20 protein-coding genes are annotated in these 18,329 nt (G+C 73.8%); 10 read left to right on the top strand and 10 right to left on the bottom strand.

Features of this window, described 5'->3' with window-relative positions; translation table 11 throughout:
• Nucleotides 1-240 precede the first annotated feature (240 nt).
• A complete protein-coding gene (locus ABD198_RS25795) occupies nucleotides 241-1,368 on the top strand; it encodes an alpha/beta hydrolase (RefSeq protein ID WP_344006213.1) in 1,128 nt (375 codons plus the stop codon).
• A 157-nt stretch (nucleotides 1,369-1,525) separates the two neighbouring features.
• Complete coding sequence (locus ABD198_RS25790) at nucleotides 1,526-2,914, top strand: hypothetical protein (RefSeq protein WP_344006211.1); 1,389 nt, start codon at nucleotides 1,526-1,528, stop codon at nucleotides 2,912-2,914.
• A gap of 473 nt (nucleotides 2,915-3,387) precedes the next feature.
• On the opposite strand, the gene ABD198_RS25785 is transcribed toward ABD198_RS25790, so the two are convergent.
• Nucleotides 3,388-3,792 carry a VOC family protein gene (locus ABD198_RS25785; RefSeq protein ID WP_344006209.1) on the bottom strand — a complete coding sequence of 135 codons (405 nt, stop codon included), beginning with the start codon at nucleotides 3,790-3,792 and terminating at the stop codon, nucleotides 3,388-3,390.
• A 213-nt stretch (nucleotides 3,793-4,005) separates the two neighbouring features.
• Between ABD198_RS25785 and ABD198_RS25780 the strand changes: the two genes are divergently transcribed.
• From ABD198_RS25780 to ABD198_RS25770, 3 genes are all read left to right on the top strand, one after another.
• Nucleotides 4,006-5,604, top strand: a complete 1,599-nt coding sequence (locus ABD198_RS25780; RefSeq protein ID WP_344006206.1) for an ABC-F family ATP-binding cassette domain-containing protein — start codon at nucleotides 4,006-4,008, stop codon at nucleotides 5,602-5,604.
• Between the two features lie 426 nt (nucleotides 5,605-6,030).
• Nucleotides 6,031-6,249, top strand: a complete 219-nt coding sequence (locus ABD198_RS25775; protein WP_309141305.1) for a helix-turn-helix domain-containing protein — start codon at nucleotides 6,031-6,033, stop codon at nucleotides 6,247-6,249.
• A 156-nt stretch (nucleotides 6,250-6,405) separates the two neighbouring features.
• Nucleotides 6,406-7,218, top strand: coding sequence for an enoyl-CoA hydratase/isomerase family protein (locus tag ABD198_RS25770; protein WP_344006202.1), 813 nt, complete (start codon nucleotides 6,406-6,408; stop codon nucleotides 7,216-7,218).
• A 160-nt stretch (nucleotides 7,219-7,378) separates the two neighbouring features.
• Here the strand turns inward: ABD198_RS25770 and ABD198_RS25765 are convergent, their stop codons facing one another.
• Entirely contained in the window at nucleotides 7,379-8,212 is an 834-nt protein-coding gene (locus ABD198_RS25765; protein WP_344006200.1) for a nucleopolyhedrovirus P10 family protein, read from the bottom strand.
• A gap of 85 nt (nucleotides 8,213-8,297) precedes the next feature.
• On the opposite strand from ABD198_RS25765, the gene ABD198_RS25760 reads away from it, so the two are divergent.
• Genes ABD198_RS25760 through amaP form a run of 5 tightly spaced genes read left to right on the top strand, consistent with a single transcriptional unit; the run spans nucleotide 8,298 to nucleotide 10,575 of the window.
• The gene (locus tag ABD198_RS25760; protein WP_344006198.1) at nucleotides 8,298-8,780 is read left to right on the top strand and encodes an Asp23/Gls24 family envelope stress response protein; all 483 of its coding nucleotides are present in this window, start codon (nucleotides 8,298-8,300) and stop codon (nucleotides 8,778-8,780) included.
• Nucleotides 8,781-8,814: 34 nt separating this feature from the next.
• Nucleotides 8,815-9,000, top strand: a complete 186-nt coding sequence (locus ABD198_RS25755) for a hypothetical protein (RefSeq protein ID WP_167991315.1) — start codon at nucleotides 8,815-8,817, stop codon at nucleotides 8,998-9,000.
• Nucleotides 8,997-9,380, top strand: a complete 384-nt coding sequence (locus tag ABD198_RS25750; RefSeq protein ID WP_425580550.1) for an Asp23/Gls24 family envelope stress response protein — start codon at nucleotides 8,997-8,999, stop codon at nucleotides 9,378-9,380. Before ABD198_RS25755 ends, ABD198_RS25750 begins: the two co-directional genes overlap by 4 nt.
• Complete coding sequence (locus ABD198_RS25745; protein ID WP_344006192.1) at nucleotides 9,377-9,991, top strand: DUF6286 domain-containing protein; 615 nt, start codon at nucleotides 9,377-9,379, stop codon at nucleotides 9,989-9,991. The genes ABD198_RS25750 and ABD198_RS25745 overlap by 4 nt, the downstream gene beginning before the upstream one ends.
• The gene (gene amaP / locus ABD198_RS25740) at nucleotides 9,988-10,575 is read left to right on the top strand and encodes an alkaline shock response membrane anchor protein AmaP (RefSeq protein WP_344006190.1); all 588 of its coding nucleotides are present in this window, start codon (nucleotides 9,988-9,990) and stop codon (nucleotides 10,573-10,575) included. Before ABD198_RS25745 ends, amaP begins: the two co-directional genes overlap by 4 nt.
• Before the next feature lie 149 nt (nucleotides 10,576-10,724).
• Here amaP and ABD198_RS25735 read toward each other — a convergent pair whose 3' ends face one another.
• The 8 genes from ABD198_RS25735 to ABD198_RS25700 form a co-directional block, all read right to left on the bottom strand.
• Nucleotides 10,725-11,480 carry an SDR family oxidoreductase gene (locus ABD198_RS25735; RefSeq protein WP_344006188.1) on the bottom strand — a complete coding sequence of 252 codons (756 nt, stop codon included), beginning with the start codon at nucleotides 11,478-11,480 and terminating at the stop codon, nucleotides 10,725-10,727.
• Between the two features lie 5 nt (nucleotides 11,481-11,485).
• A complete protein-coding gene (locus tag ABD198_RS25730; RefSeq protein ID WP_344006186.1) occupies nucleotides 11,486-13,267 on the bottom strand; it encodes a glycoside hydrolase family 15 protein in 1,782 nt (593 codons plus the stop codon).
• Between the two features lie 33 nt (nucleotides 13,268-13,300).
• A complete protein-coding gene (locus tag ABD198_RS25725) occupies nucleotides 13,301-13,660 on the bottom strand; it encodes a hypothetical protein (RefSeq protein ID WP_344006184.1) in 360 nt (119 codons plus the stop codon).
• Nucleotides 13,657-14,304 (bottom strand): sigma-70 family RNA polymerase sigma factor, encoded by a 648-nt coding sequence (locus ABD198_RS25720; protein ID WP_344006182.1) that lies wholly within the window; start codon nucleotides 14,302-14,304, stop codon nucleotides 13,657-13,659. Before ABD198_RS25720 ends, ABD198_RS25725 begins: the two co-directional genes overlap by 4 nt.
• On the bottom strand, nucleotides 14,301-15,863 hold the full coding sequence (locus ABD198_RS25715) for a sodium:solute symporter family protein (protein WP_344006180.1): 1,563 nt from the start codon (nucleotides 15,861-15,863) through the stop codon (nucleotides 14,301-14,303). The genes ABD198_RS25720 and ABD198_RS25715 overlap by 4 nt, the downstream gene beginning before the upstream one ends.
• A 228-nt stretch (nucleotides 15,864-16,091) precedes the next feature.
• Complete coding sequence (locus ABD198_RS25710) at nucleotides 16,092-16,892, bottom strand: SURF1 family cytochrome oxidase biogenesis protein (RefSeq protein WP_344006178.1); 801 nt, start codon at nucleotides 16,890-16,892, stop codon at nucleotides 16,092-16,094.
• 73 nt (nucleotides 16,893-16,965) lie between these two features.
• Entirely contained in the window at nucleotides 16,966-17,199 is a 234-nt protein-coding gene (locus tag ABD198_RS25705) for a hypothetical protein (protein ID WP_167991302.1), read from the bottom strand.
• Between the two features lie 120 nt (nucleotides 17,200-17,319).
• The gene (locus ABD198_RS25700) at nucleotides 17,320-18,303 is read right to left on the bottom strand and encodes a DEDDh family exonuclease (protein WP_344006175.1); all 984 of its coding nucleotides are present in this window, start codon (nucleotides 18,301-18,303) and stop codon (nucleotides 17,320-17,322) included.
• Between the last annotated feature and the right edge of the window lie 26 nt (nucleotides 18,304-18,329).

Below are 18,329 nucleotides of genomic sequence, written 5' to 3'. Positions count from 1 at the left end.
TCTCGGCTGCGCTCGAGCGGGGGCACCCCCATCGCCCACCCTCCCCCACTCTCGACTTCGCTCGAGCGGGGGGACCCTCATCGCCCCAGGCGGCACGACTGCCCGCAGTGACGCGGCTGCGCTGCCCGCAGCCAGGCGGGCCGTAGGCGCGACTGGGCGTAGTTGCCGCGAGGCCTCTGCGCGTCACTCCTCCTGCGTTGCCCACTGGCCCGGCGCCGGGAGGGCCGGGAGACTGGTGGGGTGCGTCCTGTCAGAGCGACGGCTGCTGCCGTCTCCGCCGTGATAGGGGCCGGTGCCGCCGCCGTGGCGGCCGGCCGGTTCGCCAGCGACAGCGCCCTCAAGGCGCCCCCGGGCAGGCCGCTGCCCACCGAACCCCGGCTCACCGTGCACGGCACGGCCGCCGGGCAGGTCAGTCTCACCCGGCACCTCGCCGCGCTGCGCCCCGGCCGCTACGGGCTCGCCGGCGACGGAGTCCACGCGGTGGTCGGGCCCGTCCTGGAGGGCGCCTCGCAGTCCGCCGACACCGTCGTCCGCCGCCTGGAACGCGTCACCCACGGCACGCTGGAGCCCGGCGACCGCGTCTGGCTGGTGCCCAACCTGTACGTCGGGGACCCCGGCACCGCCCTGGGGCTGGAGCACACCGACCTGAGCATCCCCGGCGAACTCGGCCCGCTGCCCGCCTGGTTCGTGCCGGGCGCCCGGGGCACCTGGGTGATCGCGGTGCACGGACTCGCCGCCACCCGGGAACACGCCCTGAATCTCATGGAGTTCCTGCACGGCCACCGCTTCCCGGTGCTCGCCCTCGCCTACCGGGGCGACCAGGGCGCGCCGCGCTCACCGGACGGCCTGCACCACTTCGGCGAGACCGAGTGGCGCGACCTGGACGCCGCGATCCGGCACGCCGTGGACTCGGGCGCCCGGCAGGTGGTGCTGCTCGGCTGGTCCACCGGCGCGACCATGGCGCTGCGCGCCGCCGCCCGCTCACCGCTGCGGGAGCGGATCGCCGGGCTCGTACTGGACTCGCCGGTGCTCAGCTGGGAGGCGACCCTGCGCGCCCTGGCGGCCGCCCGCCGCACCCCGGGCCCGCTGCTGCCGCTCGCGGTCCGCGCCGCCAAGGGCCGCACCGGCCTCTACGGCGACCGCGACCCCGGCACCCTCCACCTGGACCGCATCGCCATCCCGACCCACATCTTCCACGGACCCGGCGACACCGTGGCTCCCTGGCACTTCTCCCGCCGCCTCGCCGACGCCCACCCCAACACCGTCACCCTGCACCCGGTCACGGACGCCCCGCACGGCGCCATGTGGAACGCCCGCCCCGACTCCTACGAGGAGGCCCTCCGCCGCTTCCTCACCCCCTTGATGTGACCCTTTGCCGGACTCTCTGCCGTGATTCCGGTCCGCGCTCACCCCGTGGCCTGATCACGCCCCTCACCGCCGTCGTCGGGTCGTGCGTTGGCCCTCTCCGTAGCCGCCCGTGACATTCCGTTTGGGTTTTCGGACCGTCAACCGGAAGACTGCACCCGTGACGTCCCGTATCCCGCGCGACTCCAAGCTTCGACTCGTCCGCCCGCGACCCCTGGCCGCCGCCCCCAGAGCGATGAACCACCGGCGCCCGCGCCGCCCCGCACCGCGCCCTCCCGAGGGCACGCCCGCACCGGCGGCACTGGCCGGAATGGCCCGTTCCCAGCTGGCCGGTGCCGTCCGGGTGGCCCGCTGGGCCGACGCCGCCCTCGGCCCCGGCCGCACCGCAGGCGACGGCAAGGCGACCCTCTCCGACGCCACCGCCGAGCGCGCCGCCGAGGACCTCGGACTGACCCCGGCTCAGGTGCGCGCCGACTGGGACACCGCCCGCCTCGCCGGTCTGATCGAGGTGCACGGCGACAGCGCCCGCCCCGGCTGGCGGCTGCGTGCCTGGGACCGCGACGACAGCGCGGTGCTGCGCGGCTGGGTCGCCCTCTTCGACGCGTGGTCGCTGGCGCACCCCGAACAGGGGGGCCAGGAGCCCGGCGCCGTCGCCGAGGTCGTCTCGGCGATGCCGCAGGTGCTGTCCTTCCTCCAGCTCTCCGCCGGGCCCGTCCCGGTGTCCCAGCTGCTGGACCTGCTGCGCCAGCGCGTCACCGAACTGCGCACCGAGCGCTGCGAGATCGACTACGCGCCCCGGCCCGCCCCCGTCGTACCGGAGCGCACCGACGCACCGCTCGAGCCGCTGCTCGACTGGGCACTGCGCGCTCTCGCCTCCGTGGGAGCGCTCACCTACGGCGACGGGCAGGCCACGCTCACCCCGCTCGGCAGCTGGGCGGTGTGGGTCAAGCTGGAGCAGATCTGTGTGGCCGCGCAGAGCCCTGCCGGGAACATCGAGCAGAGTGCCGAGGACATGCTGCGCGGCTGCGCGCAGCTGCGGCCCAACGCCGCCCGTGCCGAGTACCGGGCCTGGCTTGCCGCCCGCCCGGTGGGCAGCGCGGTGACCGAGCTGATCGACGCAGCGCGGGGCGAGGATGCGCTGCTGCGGGGCCTCGCCTTCGAAGCGCTGCGCGTGGTCGGGGCGCCGGCCGAGCCGGAGGTGCGTGCCGTTCTCGGCGAACCGGCGCTGCGGCCGTACGCGCTGCTGTGGCTCGCCGAGCACGACGGGGCCGATCCTGAGGATGCGCACGAGGTTCTGACCCGTGAGGAGGCGACCTGGCTGTGGGTCGACACGGCGGCGGCCGTGGCCGATCACGGGGAGGCGCCGATGCTGGTGCGGCACCTGGAGTCTGCGGTCCAGCCGACTGTTCCGGAGCTGCTGAAGGAGGTGCGGGCCGTCGGGCATCCGCGCACGGTGCAGGTCCTGGTCGCGCTGGCCGCCGCGCACCCGGACCCTGCGCTCGCCCGTGCGGTCCGGCGAGCCGCCTTCCAGGTCCACACCGGCGGCTGAACACAGGCGCTGCGGCGCAGCAGGTTTGGGTCGGGCACCCGGCGTGGGTGCGGGCCGGGGGTGCCCACCCTCCCCCACGCTCGGCTTCGCTCGCGCGGGGGCACCCCCATCGCCCCAGCGGCACGACTGCCCGCAGCGAAGCGCGTCCGCGACTGCCCGCAGCTGGGGAGGCCCGGCTGCCCGCGGCGAGGCGGGGTAGCCGCGCACGGCGGTCAGCAGGGCACCGGCCTTAGGCGGGCGCAGGCGCGCGCGGCGGGGAGGGGTCGGGGTGGTGGTGTCCGCCCGCAGCGGCCGGCGCGTCCGCGCCAGTAGTCGAAAAGAGACCCATTTCGCGCCAGACCGAGGACGGATACCACCACCCCGGCCCCGACTCACCCACCCACCGTGGGCGCTACGCGCACCCCCACCGGAGCCGCGGTTGCGCCGCAGGCATGGCCACGCGTACCCCCACCCAGCCGCGCGGACGTGAGGCGCTACGCCTTGATCTCGGGGGCGTACGTGCCGAAGCTCCAGATGTTGCCCTCGAGGTCGCGGGCCATGTAGTCGCGGGAGCCGTAGGCCTGGTCCGTCGGGGGCATGAGGATCTCCGCGCCGTGCTCCACGGCGCGCTGGTGGTGGCCGTCGACGTCGTCCACGACCACGTAGATGCCGGCCGGGCCCGCGTCCTTCATCGCCGTGTCGAAGGCGCCGCCCCGGCCCTTCGTGCCGAGCATCACCACGCCGTTGCCCTGCGCCAGCTCCGCATGCTCCACCGAGCCGTCCTCGCCCTCGTACACGGACAGCTCCGTGAAGCCGAAGGCCTCCGTGAGCTGGCGGATCGCCGCCTTCGCGTCGGTGTACAGCAGCGTGGGACAGATGCTGGGACGCCCGCCTGCCATAACGATCACTCCCTCGTGTCGTCGCCACTCGCGGCCAGTGTGACACCCGCCACCGACAACAACCCGTAAACGCAGATCGGCGCCCTCCGGCGCCGAAAAACCGCTTGCACCGCCCCGTTAGAATGACCCGCATGGCCATTCTCCTTGCGCATTAGACGGCGGGAACGTCCTCAGCCGCCCATCCCGCCACCCACCCGCTCTGGAGTCTGACCAGTGATCTCCGCTTCCGGTATCGAGCTGCGTGCCGGTGCCCGCGTCCTCATCGAGAACGCCACCTTCCGCGTCGCCAAGGGCGACCGCATCGGCCTCGTCGGCCGCAACGGCGCAGGCAAGACCACCCTCACCAAGGTCCTCGCCGGCGAGGGCATCCCGGCCGCCGGTACCGTGACCCGCTCCGGCGAGGTCGGCTACCTCCCGCAGGACCCCCGCACCGGCGACCTCGACATGCTCGCCCGCGACCGCATCCTCTCCGCCCGCGGCCTGGACGTGCTGATCCGCAAGATGCGCGAGAACGAGGAGCGCATCGCCAACGGCAAGGGCGCCACCCGGGAGAAGGCGCTCAAGCAGTACGAGCGCCAGGAGACCGAGTTCCTCACCAAGGGCGGGTACGCCGCCGAGGCCGAGGCCGCCACCATCGCCGCCGCGCTCAAGCTGCCCGACCGGGTGCTCAACCAGCCCCTGCACACCCTCTCCGGCGGTCAGCGCCGCCGTATCGAGCTGGCCCGGATCCTGTTCTCCGACGCGGACACGCTGCTGCTCGACGAGCCGACCAACCACCTCGACGCCGACTCGATCGTCTGGCTGCGCGACTACCTCAAGACCTACCGCGGCGGCTTCATCGTGATCTCCCACGACGTCGACCTGGTGGAGACGGTCGTCAACAAGGTGTTCTACCTGGACGCCAACCGCGCCACGATCGACATCTACAACATGGGCTGGAAGCTCTACCAGCAGCAGCGCGAGGCCGACGAGAAGCGCCGCAGGCGCGAGCGGCAGAACGCCGAGAAGAAGGCCGCCGCGCTCAACGCCCAGGCGGACAAGATGCGCGCCAAGGCCACCAAGACGGTCGCCGCGCAGAATATGGCCCGCCGCGCGGAGCGGCTGCTGGCCGGGCTGGAAGAGGTCCGCCAGTCCGACAAGGTCGCCAAGCTGCGCTTCCCCGAGCCGGCACCCTGCGGCAAGACCCCGCTGATGGCGGAGGGCCTGTCCAAGTCGTACGGCTCGCTGGAGATCTTCACCGACGTCAGCCTGGCCATCGACCGGGGCTCCCGGGTCGTCATCCTCGGGCTCAACGGCGCGGGCAAGACGACCCTGCTGCGGCTGCTCGCGGGCGTCGAGCAGCCCGACACCGGTGCCGTCGTCCCCGGTCACGGGCTCAAGCTCGGCTACTACGCGCAGGAGCACGAGACCCTCGACCCCGACCGCACGGTGCTGGAGAACATGCGCTCCGCCGCGCCCGACATGGATCTCGTCGAGGTCCGCAAGGTGCTCGGCTCGTTCCTGTTCTCCGGCGACGACGTCGACAAGCCCGCCGGGGTGCTCTCCGGCGGTGAGAAGACCCGTCTCGCCCTCGCCACGCTGGTGGTCTCCTCGGCGAACGTGCTGCTGCTCGACGAGCCGACCAACAACCTCGACCCGGCCAGCCGCGAGGAGATCCTCGGCGCGCTGCGCACCTACAAGGGGGCGGTCGTCCTGGTCACCCACGACGAGGGCGCGGTGGAGGCGCTGCAGCCGGAGCGGATCATTCTGCTGCCGGACGGCGTCGAGGACCTGTGGGGTGCCGACTACGCGGACCTCGTGGCTCTCGCCTGATCCCGGGGCGCCCGGTCCAGGGCCGCTCTCGTGATCCGAGGCCGCTCTCGCCTGACCCGGGGGCGCGGCCCCGGCCCTGATCCGGCCGCCCGGCCCGGCGTGATCAACGGCGTATGGATCATTCGGCCCATCGGTGATCCATCATCTGTGTGAGATCTCCTCGTACCGAGGTGTGTCCTACACGGATTTCGCGGCTGGGCCCCCGAAAAGCAGGGGCCCGGCCGCGCCGCCTTTCTGACCTGGCACTTCACGGAGGAACCCGTTCGGCGGTATCAATGGGGCCGGATGGAATTCCGTATTCCGCTTGTGGGGACGGACTCCTGTCGTCACAACCTTGTCTCACGGACCTTGCCGAATGGGTGGCCATCGGGCCCGGTAGGGGTGATCATGAGAAGACCAGAGCGCACTTCCCATGAGGAGGCACGGGTGGCCGAGACTCTGAAGAAGGGCAGCCGGGTGACCGGCGCCGCGCGCGACAAGCTCGCGGCAGACCTGAAGAAGAAGTACGACGCCGGTGCGAGCATCCGGGCGTTGGCCGAGGAGACCGGCCGCTCGTATGGCTTTGTGCACCGGATGCTGAGCGAGTCGGGCGTCACGCTCCGCGGGCGTGGCGGGGCAACGCGCGGCAAGAAGTCCGCGAGCTGACCCGGAGCGTCGAAACCGGAGCGCCCCGATAAGTGGCCACCCGGTCGGCCGACCGACCGGCTGGGTGGTTACTGTGCAGTCACTTAGCTGTGCCGCGGGACGGGTGCCAGCCTGTCGTGCGGTACGGAAGACGACCGCACCGCTCGGAGGCGCCCCATGGCTTCGTCCGCCCAGGACCTCGGTCCCGCCAGTCCCGTACTCGACAAGGACGGCGTACGGCTCACCGTCGACGACGCGATCGCCACGGTGACGCTGACCAACCCGGCCAAGCGCAACGCGCAGAGCCCCGCTCTGTGGCGTGCGCTCACCGAGGCGGGCCGGCTGCTGCCGGGCTCCGTCCGGGTCGTGGTGCTGCGCGGGGAGGGCAAGTCCTTCTCCGCGGGGCTCGACCGGCAGGCTTTCACGCCGGAGGGCTTCGACGGCGAGCCGTCGTTCATCGATCTCGCACGCGGCGACGACGCGACGCTGGACGCGACCATCGCCGAGTACCAGGAGGCATTCACCTGGTGGCGGCGCAGCGACATCGTGTCCATCGCGGCCGTGCAGGGCCATGCGATCGGCGCCGGCTTCCAGCTGGCCCTCGCCTGCGATCTGCGCGTGGTCGCCGACGACGTGCAGTTCGCCATGCGCGAGACCAGCCTGGGCCTCGTCCCCGACCTGACCGGCACTCACCCGCTGGTCGGGCTGATCGGTTACGCCCGCGCGCTGGAAATCTGCGCGACCGGCCGCTTCGTCGGGGCCGAGGAGTCCGTGAGCATCGGCCTGGCCAACGTGGCGGTGCCCGCGGCCGAACTGGACGCGGCGGTCGGCGACCTCGCCTCCGCCCTGCTCGCGGCTCCCCGTGACGCGGTCATCGAGACCAAGGCGCTGCTGCGCGGCGCCCAGGACCGCACCTACGAGGAGCAGCGCGCCGCCGAACGCGCCGCCCAGGCCCGCCGCCTGCGCGACCTCGCCGGCCTCGGCGAATAACGAGCTCCGCGTTTCGTCGACGCTCGTCACCACACCGCCTTCGACCGCGCCGTGCGGACCGCGCGGGCCCGCTTCCAGTGGACAGTGGCCCGCGCGCACCGCGAGGCCCACGCGCACATGGCGGCGCCGCCGCCGTCTCTCCCGGTCCGCGGGCGCGTGTTCAGTCGAGGCTGGTGACCAGGACCGCTGCCGTCGGCTGATCCGGGAGCGCCTGCGAGACGGCCGTGCGGACCGCGCGGCCCACTTCCACGGGGCGGTGGTCCGCGCGTACCGCCAGATCCACGCGCACATGGCGCCGGGGCAGCGCGGTCGACGTGGCCGCCGTCTCCGTGAAGTGCACGGCGCGGCCCAGCACGCGCGTCAGCCTGGCCACTCCGGGGACGGCGAGCGCCGCCGCGGCGACCCGGCTCTCGTCGGAATCGGCAGGTGAGGGTGCCTGATCCTCCTCGGAACCGGAGATACCGGCGGTCCGGTCGTCGCCCGAGCCGGCCCCAGCAGCAGCGCCATCGGCCTCCGAACCGCTCCCTGCCCCAGTCCCGCCGACGGCCGCCACGCCCTCGCCCGTCTCCGGCGGCTCCGGTGGGCCCTCCAGCAGGTCCGTCACCGTCAGGTCGACCTCCGTCACCGCCAGCCCGATGTGCTCCGCCGCGGCCTGGGCCAGGGCCGCCCGCAGGCGGTCCGCCGTGGCCGGCAGTGACTCCGACTCCAACTCCGGCGCCACCGCCGCGAACTCCGCCGACAGCCGCAGCGGACCCGGCGGCAGCGCGCCCGGCGGGGACGGCACCACCGGCTCGGCCGCCTCCTCGGAGTCCGCGAGCGCGATCCGCACCGTGCCGAGGCGCACCTCGGGCACCCCCTGTGTCACCGCATCGCGCAGCACCGGCTCGACGGCCCGCTCCGCGATCCACGCCCCGTCCTGCGCCCCGCCCAGGGGCAGCAGCCTGCCCAGACCCAGCTGCCGCCGCACCGCATGCGTCCATCGCTCCGCCGTCATTCCTCCAGCCTGCCGCATACCTGGCGCGCGACCACGCCAGCGCGCATACGGTGGTCAGGAGGACGACCGAAGGGACGTAACGGCGATGACCGACATGACCGAAGGGGCCTCGACCGGCCCCGACACGGAGAAGACCCTTCCGGAGAGCTCCGCACGCAAGGGCACCCGGCGAGGCGGCGGCGACCCGGCGACCCGCGGCCGTACCACCATCGCCGACGGCGTCGTGGAGAAGATCGCCGCACTGGCCGCCCGCGACGTGGTCGGTGTGCACGCCATGGGCAGCGGGGCGTCCCGCACCTTCGGCGCCGTGCGCGACCGGGTGCCCGGCTCGAAGTCGGTGACCCGCGGCATCAAGGCCGAGGTCGGCGAGGTGCAGACCGCGCTCGACCTGGAGATCGTCGTCGACTACGGCGTCCCCATCGCGGATGTCGCCAGGGACGTGCGGGAGAACGTCATCGCGGCCGTGGAGCGGATGACGGGCCTGGAGGTCGTCGAGGTCAACATCGCGGTGAGCGATGTGAAGCTGCCCGACGAGGAGGACGAGGAGCCGGAGTCCCGGCTGCAGTGAACAGACCCCCGGCGCGAGGAACTGAGGAGCGCACATGAGCATGGCCGTGGTCGGCATGATCGCCGGGATGGCGCTGGGTTTCGCCGGGTACTTCGGCGGGTTCGGGGCCTTCCTGCTGGTGGCGGCCCTGGGGGCCGTCGGCTTCGGGGTCGGGCGGTTCCTCGAGGGGGACTACGAGCTCGGGGACTTCTTCCGTCCGCGCGGTGAACGGCGACGGTGACGCGGGTGAGCACACAGGCCGGTGAGTCCGCGCCGGCGCCGGCCGCCGTCGCGCCGGGCGAGCGCGGAGCGACCAGGATCGCCGACCGGGTGGTCGCCAAGATCGCCTCCCGGGCCGCCCGCGAGGCCGTCGGCGCACTGCACCCGGACGCCGCGCCGCCGCACGCCACCGTCGTGGTGCACGACGACACCGCCCGGGTCCGCGTCCATGTCGAGCTCGACTACCCGTGCGACATCGGCAGCCGGTGCGGGCATATGCGCAGCCATGTCACCGAACGGGTGGGCACGCTGGCCGGCATGCATGTGCCGGAGGTGGTCGTCCACGTGGAGCGGCTGCACCTGGCGACGGCGCTGACCGCGGCCCAGGGGAGGATCCGATGAGCGAACCCACCGGCACGGTCCTTGACAAGACCCCTCCGCCGCCGCCGCCGACCGAGGCCGGACGGAGGGAACGCCGGCGCTTCTGGTCGGCCCGCCGCGTCCCGGCGGCACTGCTCGCGCTGGTGACCTTGGTGATCGCGGGCGCGTTCCTCTACGACATCGCCGCCGTGCGCGCCGACCGGCCCCCGATGAAGTGGCGCCGCGAGCTGGCGCAGCAGCTGGCCCAGCGGCCCCTGGACGACACCTGGGTGCTGGTCGGCGCCGGCGTCGCCACCGCCCTCGGCCTGTGGCTGCTCCTGCTGGCGCTGACCCCCGGACTGCGGCCGCTGCTCACCATGCGCCGTACCCACCCCGACGTCCGCGCCGCACTGCACCGGGACGCGGCCGCGACGGTGCTGCGGGACCGGGCCATGGAGGTGGCCGGTGTGCAGTCGGTGCGGGTACGGGTCAGGCGCCGCCGGACCGACGTCCGCGCGGTGTCCCACTTCCGTGAACTGGACGAGGTGCACGACGACCTGGACGCCGTCCTCACCGAAGCGGTGCGCGGGCTGGGGCTGGCCCGGCCGCCCGCCCTGTCGGTGCGGGTGCGGCGCTCCGGCCGGAAGGGGTGAGGGCGTTGCTCAGGGTCGTCAACCGCGTCCTGCTCGGCCTGGCCGGGCTGGTGCTGATCGCCCTCGGCGGCTCGGTGCTGGCCATCGGGCTGGGGGCGCCGGCGCCGTCCTGGTGGCTGCACGACGGGAAGGACGACGTGCTGCTGAGCGAGGCGGAGCGCACCCGCTGGCGGGAGGAGGGCTGGTGGTGGCCGGTGGTCATCGCGGTCCTCGCCGCCCTGCTCCTGCTCGCGCTGTGGTGGCTGGTCTCGGTGCTGCGCCGGCGCCGCCTCGCCCACGTCCTGGTGGACACCGGCGACGGCGAGGAGGCGGTGGTGCACGGTCGGGCCCTGGAGCACGCGCTCACCGAGGACGCCGGTCACCTGGCGGGCGTCGAAAAGGCCCAGGTCCATCTGACGGGGCGCCGCCAGGCCCCGCAGGCGCGGGTCCGGATGTCCCTGGCGCCGCACATCGATCCGGGCACGGCCCTGGACGACCTGACCCACCGCACCCTGGCCCACGCCCGCGACTCGGCGGGCCTGGCCTCGCTGCCGGCCGAGGTCCGGCTGCGCGGCATGCGGCACCGGGCCGAGCGGGTGAGCTGACGCAACGGCCCGCCCGGCCTGCCGCGCGCGTGAGCTGATGCCCGGGAGGGCCCGGCGCGCGGCAGCACGGGTGAACTGACCCCGGCCCCGCCGGTCCGCCGCGGCACGGGTGAGCTGACGCCCGGCCGCCGGCCGCCCCGGCGCGTGTCTCAGAAGCCGTGCCGGTAGCCGCCGTCCACCGGGAGCATCACGCCCGTGAGGTAGGACGCCGCCGGGGACAGCAGGAACGCCGCGGTGCGGCCGAACTCCTCCGGGGTGCCGTAACGGCGCAGCGGGATACGGGACTCGGCGGCCTGCCGGGTGGCCTCCGGGTCGGCGGAGCGGGAGTCCAGCTCGCGCACCCGGTCGGTGTCGATCCGGCCCGGCAGCAGACCGACGACGCGGATGCCGCGCGGACCCAGCTCGTCCGCCAGGGACTTGGCGAAGCCGGCCAGGCCCGGGCGCAGCCCGTTGGAGATGGTCAGGCCCGGGATCGGCTCGTGCACCGAACCGGACAGCACAAAACCGATGACGCCGCCCTCGCCCAGCTCCGCGGCCGCCGCCCGGGCCAGCCGCACCGCGCCGAGGAACACCGACTCGAACGCCGCCCGCCACTGCTCGTCGGTGTTGTCCGCGACGAACCCCGGCGGCGGCCCGCCCACGCTGATGAGGATGCCGTCGAAGCGGGCGAAGCGCTCCCGCGCGGTCCCGATCAGCCGGGCCGGCGCCTCGGGATCGGCGTTGTCCACGGCCACGCCCACCGCGTTCGGCCCCAGCGCGGCCGCCGCGTCGGCGGTGCTCTTCTCCTCCCGCCCCGAGACGACCACCTTCGCCCCGTCGGCGACCAGTTCCCGCGCGGAGGCGTGGCCCAGCCCGCGGGTCGCCCCGGTGACGACGTACACCCGGTCCTTCAGTCCAAGATCCATGCGCCCTATCCTGCCTGCTGGTCCCCGAACAGGGCGAGGGCCGTGTTCACCAGGCCGATGTGGCTGAACGCCTGAGGGAAGTTGCCCAGCAGCCGGCCCTGCACCGGGTCGTACTCCTCCGCCAGCAGCCCCACGTCGTTGGCGAGCCCCAGCAGCCGCTCGAACAGCTCCCGGGCCTCCTCGGCGCGGCCCGTCAGATGCAGGGCGTCCGCCAGCCAGAAGGTGCACGCCAGGAAGGTCCCCTCCTCGCCGGGCAGCCCGTCGACGGTCCGCGCGTGGGAGGTGTAGCGGCGCAGCAGGCCGCCCTGCCCCAGCTCCTTGCGGACGGCGTCGATGGTGCCGGTCACCCGGGGGTCGTCCGGCGGCAGGAACCCCACCCTCGGGATGAGCAGCAGGGCGGCGTCCAGTTCCCGCGACCCGTAGGACTGGGTGAACGTGTTCCGCTCGGGGTCGTAGCCCTTCTCGCAGACCTCCCGGTGCACCTCGTCGCGCAGTTGACGCCAGCCCTCGAGGTCGCCCTCGAACTCGGGGTGCTCCTCCAGCGCGCGCACCGCGCGGTCGGCGGCGACCCACACCATCACCTTGGAGTGCACGAAATGGCGCCGGCCGCCGCGCACCTCCCACAGCCCCTCGTCCGGCTGCCGCCAGGCGGTGCGCAGGAAGTCCATCAGGACCGTCTGCATCGCCCATATGTCCGGCTTCGGGGGCAGCCCGGAACGCCTCGCCAGCGCCAGCGAGTCCATCACCTCGCCGTACACGTCCAGCTGGAGCTGGTTCACCGCGTCGTTGCCCACCCGCACCGGCCGGGCTCCCTCGAACCCGGCCAGCCAGGGCAGTTCCAGCTCGGGCAGCCGCCGCTCGCCCGCCACGCCGTACATGATCTGCAGGTCCGCCGGGTCGCCGGCGACCGCGCGCAGCAGCCAGTCGCGCCAGGCCCCGGCCTCCTCCTTGTACCCGGCGGCCAGCAGCGCGTTGAGGGTGAGGGTGGAGTCGCGCAGCCAGCAGAAGCGGTAGTCCCAGTTGCGCACCCCGCCCGGCTCCTCCGGCAGCGAGGTGGTGGGCGCGGCGACGATGCCGCCGGTGGGCGCGTAGGTGAGCGCCTTGAGCGTGATCAGCGAGCGGACCACGGCGTCCCGGTGCGGGCCGTCGTAGCGGCAGCGCGCCGCCCAGGCGCGCCAGTCCGTGACGCTGTGCCGCAGCGAGGTGTAGGGGTCGACCAGCGGCGGGCGCGGTTCGTGGGAGGGGTGCCAGGTGAGCACGAACGCGACCCGCTCGCCCTCGCGCACCGTGAACTGCGAGTGGGTGCCCAGGTCCTCGCCCCAGGTGTGCACCTCCGGCTCGCTGCGCAGCCACGCCGAGTCCGGCCCGGCGACCGCCACCCGGTGGCCGTCCTCCCGGCGCACCCAGGGCACCACCGAGCCGTAGTCGAAGCGCAGCCTCAGCGCGCTGTGGACGGTGACCTCGCCGCGCAGGCCCCGCACGATGCGCACCAGGTCGGGTGCCCGGTCGCGCTGCGGCATCAGGTCGGTGACCACGACCGTGCCCTCGTCGGTCTCCCACACGGTGTCCAGGACGAGGGTGTCGGGGCGGTAGGCGCGGCGGGTGCAGCGGTCGGCGCCGACCGGGGCGATGCGCCAGTGGCCGTTGTTCTCGTCACCGAGGAGCCGGGCGAAGCAGGCCCCCGAGTCGAAGCGTGGCAGGCACAGCCAGTCGACGGAGCCGTCCGTGCCGATCAGGGCGGCGGTCTGTTCGTCGCCGATGAGCGCGTAGTCCTCGATGCGATGCACGTGGTGCGGATGCCCGCACACCGGCGGGGGCAATCAGGGCTGCGGCCGGGGGGGTGACGGCCCGGAGGCGGCGGGGGAGCCGTCGCCGGAGAAGATCACGCCGGGGTCCGAGGGGGCCTGGTTGAGCACCCACAATCCGATCAGGGTGGCCAGGGTGAACACCACGGCCACCAGCACGGTCAGCACGAGCCGGCGCCGGCGTTCCCGGCGCAGCCACTCGCCGCGGGCGGTGCGGTAGGCGTCGGGGTCGGGCAGTACCCCGCCGGCGAGGGCCGCCAGGGCGTCGGCGAGCTCACGTTCGGTGCGTTCGGTGTCCGTCAGGGCGGGCTCGGCGCCGCCTCCCGGGGTGCGGTCCGGGGTGCCACGCGACGGAGTCGCATCTCCATACGTCATCGCCGGGCCTCCATCGCCTGGGTGAGCGCGGCGATGCCGCGGGACGTGTGGGTCTTGACCGAGCCGCAGGTGATGCCCATAGCGGCGGCGATCTCGGACTCCTTCAGGCCGAGCCAGTGCCGCAGCACCAGCGCCTCGCGCTGCCGGGTCGGCAGCTGCTGCAGCGCGTCGATGAGCACCCGCTGGTCGTCGCGGAGCAGTGCGGTGTTCTCCGCGGAGGCGACCGTCTCGTCCGGCGGGTTCTCGCTCAGCCGCCGGGCGACCTGCAGGTGGCGTATGCGCATCCGGGTCAGATTGCAGACGGTGGAGCGCAGGTAGGCCTCGGCCGCGGCCACGTCCTTCAGCTTCCGCCACCGGCGGTAGATCTGGTAGTAGGCCTCGGCCACCACGTTCTCCGGGTCGTCGGCGCCGAGCAGCACGGCCAGCCGCAGCATCGAGGAGTAGTGCAGCTCGAACAGCCGGGCCACACCCGCCTCGCGCTCCAGCTCGTCCGGGTCGGTGACGGGCAGCCGCGCGGCCGGCGGCGTCACCGGCTCCGGCGGCGCCATCTGCTCGGGCGGTGCCGGAGCCGGCTCGGGCGGGGGAGCGGCCGGGGCGGCGGCCGGCGGCAGGGTGGTGGTCCGAGGGGCGTGTCTGCGTCTCACGGTGTGTTCGCTCCCGTCTCCGGGTGTCGCCTGGGCATCAGGCGGGACGGCAGGTCGGTGGCGTCGCCGCCGCGGGCGACCCCGAGGAGGCTCAGCACCCCGGTGCCGGTCACGGCGACGGTCAGATTGAGCAGCAGGGCGGCGACCCCGGCGTAGACCTCGAGCGGTCCGGCGCCCAGCTCGAGGGGCACGATCGAGGAGAAACCTTCCCGCACCACCAGGTACGTCCCGGTGACCATGCCGACGGCCCACCCGGCGAGCAGCGCCCGCGGATGCAGCCACCGGGTGTACAGGCCGACGGCGACGGCCGGGAAGATCTGCAGGATCCACACCCCGCCGAGCAGCTGGAGGTTGATGGCGTCCTGGTCGCGCAGCCCGAACACGAACGCGACCGCGCCGACCTTCGCGGTGAGCGACACGGCCTTGGCGATGCGTACCTGCCGCTTCGGGGTGGCGGTGGGATGGACGTACTCGACGTACACGTTCCGTACGAAGCTGGTCGCGGCGGCGATCGACATCACGGCGGCCGGCACCAGCGCGCCCACCACGATCGCGCCGAACACCAGACCGGCCACCGGCCCCGGCATCAGCCGCTCCACCAGCATCGGCACGGCCGCCTCCGCCCCGCCCTTCGGCGCCCGCACCCCGGCCGCCAGGGCGGCGATGCCGAGGAACCCGAACAGCGCGAGCAGCGCCGTCCAGGCAGGCAGCCCGACGGACACCTTGCGCAGGGTGCGGGAGGTGTCGGCGGCGAAACCGGCGGTGAGCACATGCGGGTACATCAGCAGCGCCAGCGCGGAGCCCAGCGCCAGCGTCGCGTAGGCGGGCTGCTGCTCGGCGGTGAGGAGCAGCGGGGAGTGGGCGGCGTCGGTGCCGCCGAGGGCCCGCCCGGCACCGTCGAAGACCGCGCCCGGCCCGCCGAGGCGGCGCAGCACCAGCCAGCACACGGCGGTCAGCGACACGAAGACGGCCACCGCCTTGAGCGCGGCGATCACGGCGGGCGCCCGCAGCCCGTGCCGGTAGGTGGCCACGGCCAGCCCGGCGAACAGGGCCACCATCAGCAGGTCGCCGGCCGCCCCGTGCGGGTAGAGCCCGCCCGCGGCGAGCACCGCACGGATGCCCAGCAGCTGCAGCGCCAGGTACGGCATGGTCGCGAGGATGCCGGTCAGCGCCACCACCAGCGCCAGCGGCGGCGACCCGTACCGGCCGCGCACGAAGTCGGCCGCCGTGACATAGCCGTGCCGCCGGGCCACGCTCCACAGCCGGCTCAGCAGCACGAAGGCGAGCGGGCAGACGATCACGGTGTACGGCACCGCGAAGAAGGCGGGCGCGCCGTTGCCGTAGGCCAGGCCGGGGACGGCGGTGAAGGTGTAGGCGGTGTAGATCGTGCCGCCGAGCAGCAGCCAGGTCCAGCCGGGGCCGAGGCTGCGGTCGGCGAGTGCCCAGCCGTCCAGCGAGGGCAGCCGGTCGCTCGGCCTGAGCCGCCGTGCGGTGACCGCGAGCAGCGACGCCCCGCCGATCACGGCGAGGAATGTCGCGGTCATGGCGCCGTCGGCCATGGGTCTCCGTCCTTGGTGTGCCTGTGCCCTCGGAGGAGAGTTGCGCGGCGCGTCCGTACGGATGACAGGAACCGGCCGGAAACCGGTCCTCCTCCGCCGGTGTTTGCCGCGTCAACCATCTCCGGCCGGGCGCAAGCCTCGCACAGACCCGCGGCCATCGGGAGAGGGGGAGCGGACGGTGCCACTGTGCGGTCGCCGCCGGTCACGGGACGTGTCCCGCGCGCGTGGCTAGACCGCCGCCGGCTGCGCGTCCTCGGTGCCGTCGGCGTTCTCCGCCCCGGCCGCCGACGCCGCCCGCTGCCGGGCCTCCCGGCGGACCAGCACGAACCAGCCGACCGGCACCGCCGCGGCGAACAGCCACCACTGGAGGGCGTAGGCGAAGTTCAGCGGCGCGTTCTCCTTGCCGGGGTCCCCCAGCAGCTCCGGACTGCCGCCCCTGGGCTCGGGCGCCGTCTGGGCGATGTAGCCGCCGAGCACGGGGGCGTCCAGGCGCCGGGCCTGCTGCTCGCTGTTGATCAGCATGATCTGCCGCTCCGGCAGGCCCTGGAGGTTCTTGATGCCGCTCGCCTCGGTGGTCTCGTCGGGCATCAGCCGGCCCTTGATCGTGACCTCGCCGCGCGGCGGCGCGGGGACCTCGGGGTACTCGGTCTGGCTCGCTCCGGGGACCCAGCCCCGGTTGACCAGCACGATCCGGCCGTCCTTGAGCACGAACGGGGTCAGGACGTGGAAGCCGACCCGGTCGTCGGCGTTGGTGCGGCGGCGGACGACGACCTCGGCCTCGGTGTCGAAGCGCCCGGTGGCGGTCACGGTGCGGTACCGCTCGGCGCGGGTCACGGCCTGTCCCGGTGCGGCCAGCTCCTCGACGGGGACCGGCTTCGCCGCCAGCGCGTCCGTCACCAGCTGGTTACGGGCCGACCGCTCGTGGTAGCGGTCCATCTGCCAGATGCCCAGCCTGATCATCGTGGGTACGAGGAGCAGGGCGACCAGCGTGATGATCACCCACTGGCGGGACAACAGGAAGCGGTACACCTCACGACGGTACAACTCGGTCGTGGGGTGCGGTCAGCCGGGTGCGCCCTCGCGGCGGGCCCGGCCGCGTCCGTCACACGTGGTCGACGATGCCCGCCTTTCCCTCGGCGCGGGCGCAGTGCGCCCCGCAGTACCAGTGACCGTCGGCCTCCACGCCCTGGCCGATGATCTGCACCCTGCAGTGCTCGCAGATGGGGGCCATGCGGTGGATCGCGCAGGAGAAGCAGTCGAAGACGTGGACCGCGCCCTGGGCGTGCACCTCGAAGGTCATTCCGTAGCTGTTGCCGCACACTTCACATGTCGCCATGCGCCACAGCGTGAGCCGTCCGCCGGGTGCGGGCGAGCGGGCGGCGGGCGAGTCGCGCGCCAATCACCCGTCCGTCCGGCAATCACCCGGCCGTACGGTCCGCCCCGCCGGCGGGCGCGGTCAGCCCTCCGAGGCGGGCTCCACATCGGCGAGCAGCTGGCCGAACGCCGCCTCGTCCACGATCGGCGTGCCGTACTGCCGGGCCTTGACCACCTTGGACGTGCCCGAGTCGGGGTCGTTGGTGACCAGCAGGCTGGTCAGCCGGGAGAGGCTGGTCGCGACATGCAGTCCGGCCTCGGTCGCCCGGTCCTCCAGGAGCTCCCGCTCCACGGCGGTGTCACCGGAGAAGGCCACCCGCATGCCCTGTTTGAGCCGCTTGCCCGGTTCATACCGGCCGGGGTTGGGGTACGGGCAGGCCGGCCGCTTGCGGGACGGGCGCCAGTGGGACGGGCGGTAGCCGCCGGTGCCCTGCTGGCGGCCGATCAGCGGACGCTCCTTCCACTCCGTCAGCGGCCGGCACTCGTGCAGCGGCAGCCGCATCCCGCTCGCCGCCGCGGCCCGCAGGCTCGGACGGAACGCCTCCGCCAGCACCCGCGCGTCGTCCAGCGCGTGGTGCGCCCGGTGCTGGACCACACCGAAGTGCGCGGCGAGCGACTCCAGCTTGTGGTTGGGCAGCGGCAGCCCGAGCGCCTTGGCGAGCGCGATGGTGCACAGCCGCTGCCTCACCGGCGCCTCGATGCGGACGCGGGCGTACTCACGGGCGATCATCTGCCAGTCGAAGACGGCGTTGTGCGCGACCAGCACCCTCCCCGCCAGCCGGGAGGCGAACTCCTCGGCGATGTCCCGGAAGAGGGGCGCGCCCTCCAGCACCTCGCTGGTCAGCCCGTGGATCCACACCGGGCCCGGGTCGCGCTCCGGATTGACCACCGTGTACCAGTGGTCCTCGACCTCGCCGCGCGCGTCCAGCCGGTAGACCGCCGCCGAAATGATGCGGTCGTCCCGGGCCAGCCCCGTGGTCTCCACGTCAACGACCGCGTATCCCTGGGGATACGCGGCCGGCCACGCGGTGGGGGAGGACGCTGCCGTCGTCAGGTCGTCGAGCATGGTTCATGAGGATACGGGCCGTGACT

This window comes from Streptomyces thermocarboxydovorans (assembly GCF_039524635.1).
Lineage (GTDB): Bacteria > Actinomycetota > Actinomycetes > Streptomycetales > Streptomycetaceae > Streptomyces > Streptomyces thermocarboxydovorans.
This window is presented reverse-complemented; position numbering and strand designations above follow the sequence as displayed.

Bases quoted from the DNA above. Each gene is read 5' to 3' on its own strand.
- ABD198_RS25755 (WP_167991315.1), top strand. From the start codon at position 8,815: ATGAGCATGGCCGTGGTCGGCATGATCGCCGGGATGGCGCTGGGTTTC.
- ABD198_RS25725 (WP_344006184.1), bottom strand. From the start codon at position 13,660: ATGACGTATGGAGATGCGACTCCGTCGCGTGGCACCCCGGACCGCACC.
- ABD198_RS25715 (WP_344006180.1), bottom strand. From the start codon at position 15,863: ATGGCCGACGGCGCCATGACCGCGACATTCCTCGCCGTGATCGGCGGG.
- ABD198_RS25770 (WP_344006202.1), top strand. From the start codon at position 6,406: ATGGCTTCGTCCGCCCAGGACCTCGGTCCCGCCAGTCCCGTACTCGAC.
- ABD198_RS25765 (WP_344006200.1), bottom strand. From the start codon at position 8,212: ATGACGGCGGAGCGATGGACGCATGCGGTGCGGCGGCAGCTGGGTCTG.
- ABD198_RS25785 (WP_344006209.1), bottom strand. From the start codon at position 3,792: ATGGCAGGCGGGCGTCCCAGCATCTGTCCCACGCTGCTGTACACCGAC.
- ABD198_RS25745 (WP_344006192.1), top strand. From the start codon at position 9,377: ATGAGCGAACCCACCGGCACGGTCCTTGACAAGACCCCTCCGCCGCCG.
- ABD198_RS25705 (WP_167991302.1), bottom strand. From the start codon at position 17,199: ATGGCGACATGTGAAGTGTGCGGCAACAGCTACGGAATGACCTTCGAG.
- ABD198_RS25735 (WP_344006188.1), bottom strand. From the start codon at position 11,480: ATGGATCTTGGACTGAAGGACCGGGTGTACGTCGTCACCGGGGCGACC.
- ABD198_RS25760 (WP_344006198.1), top strand. From the start codon at position 8,298: ATGACCGACATGACCGAAGGGGCCTCGACCGGCCCCGACACGGAGAAG.
- ABD198_RS25700 (WP_344006175.1), bottom strand. From the start codon at position 18,303: ATGCTCGACGACCTGACGACGGCAGCGTCCTCCCCCACCGCGTGGCCG.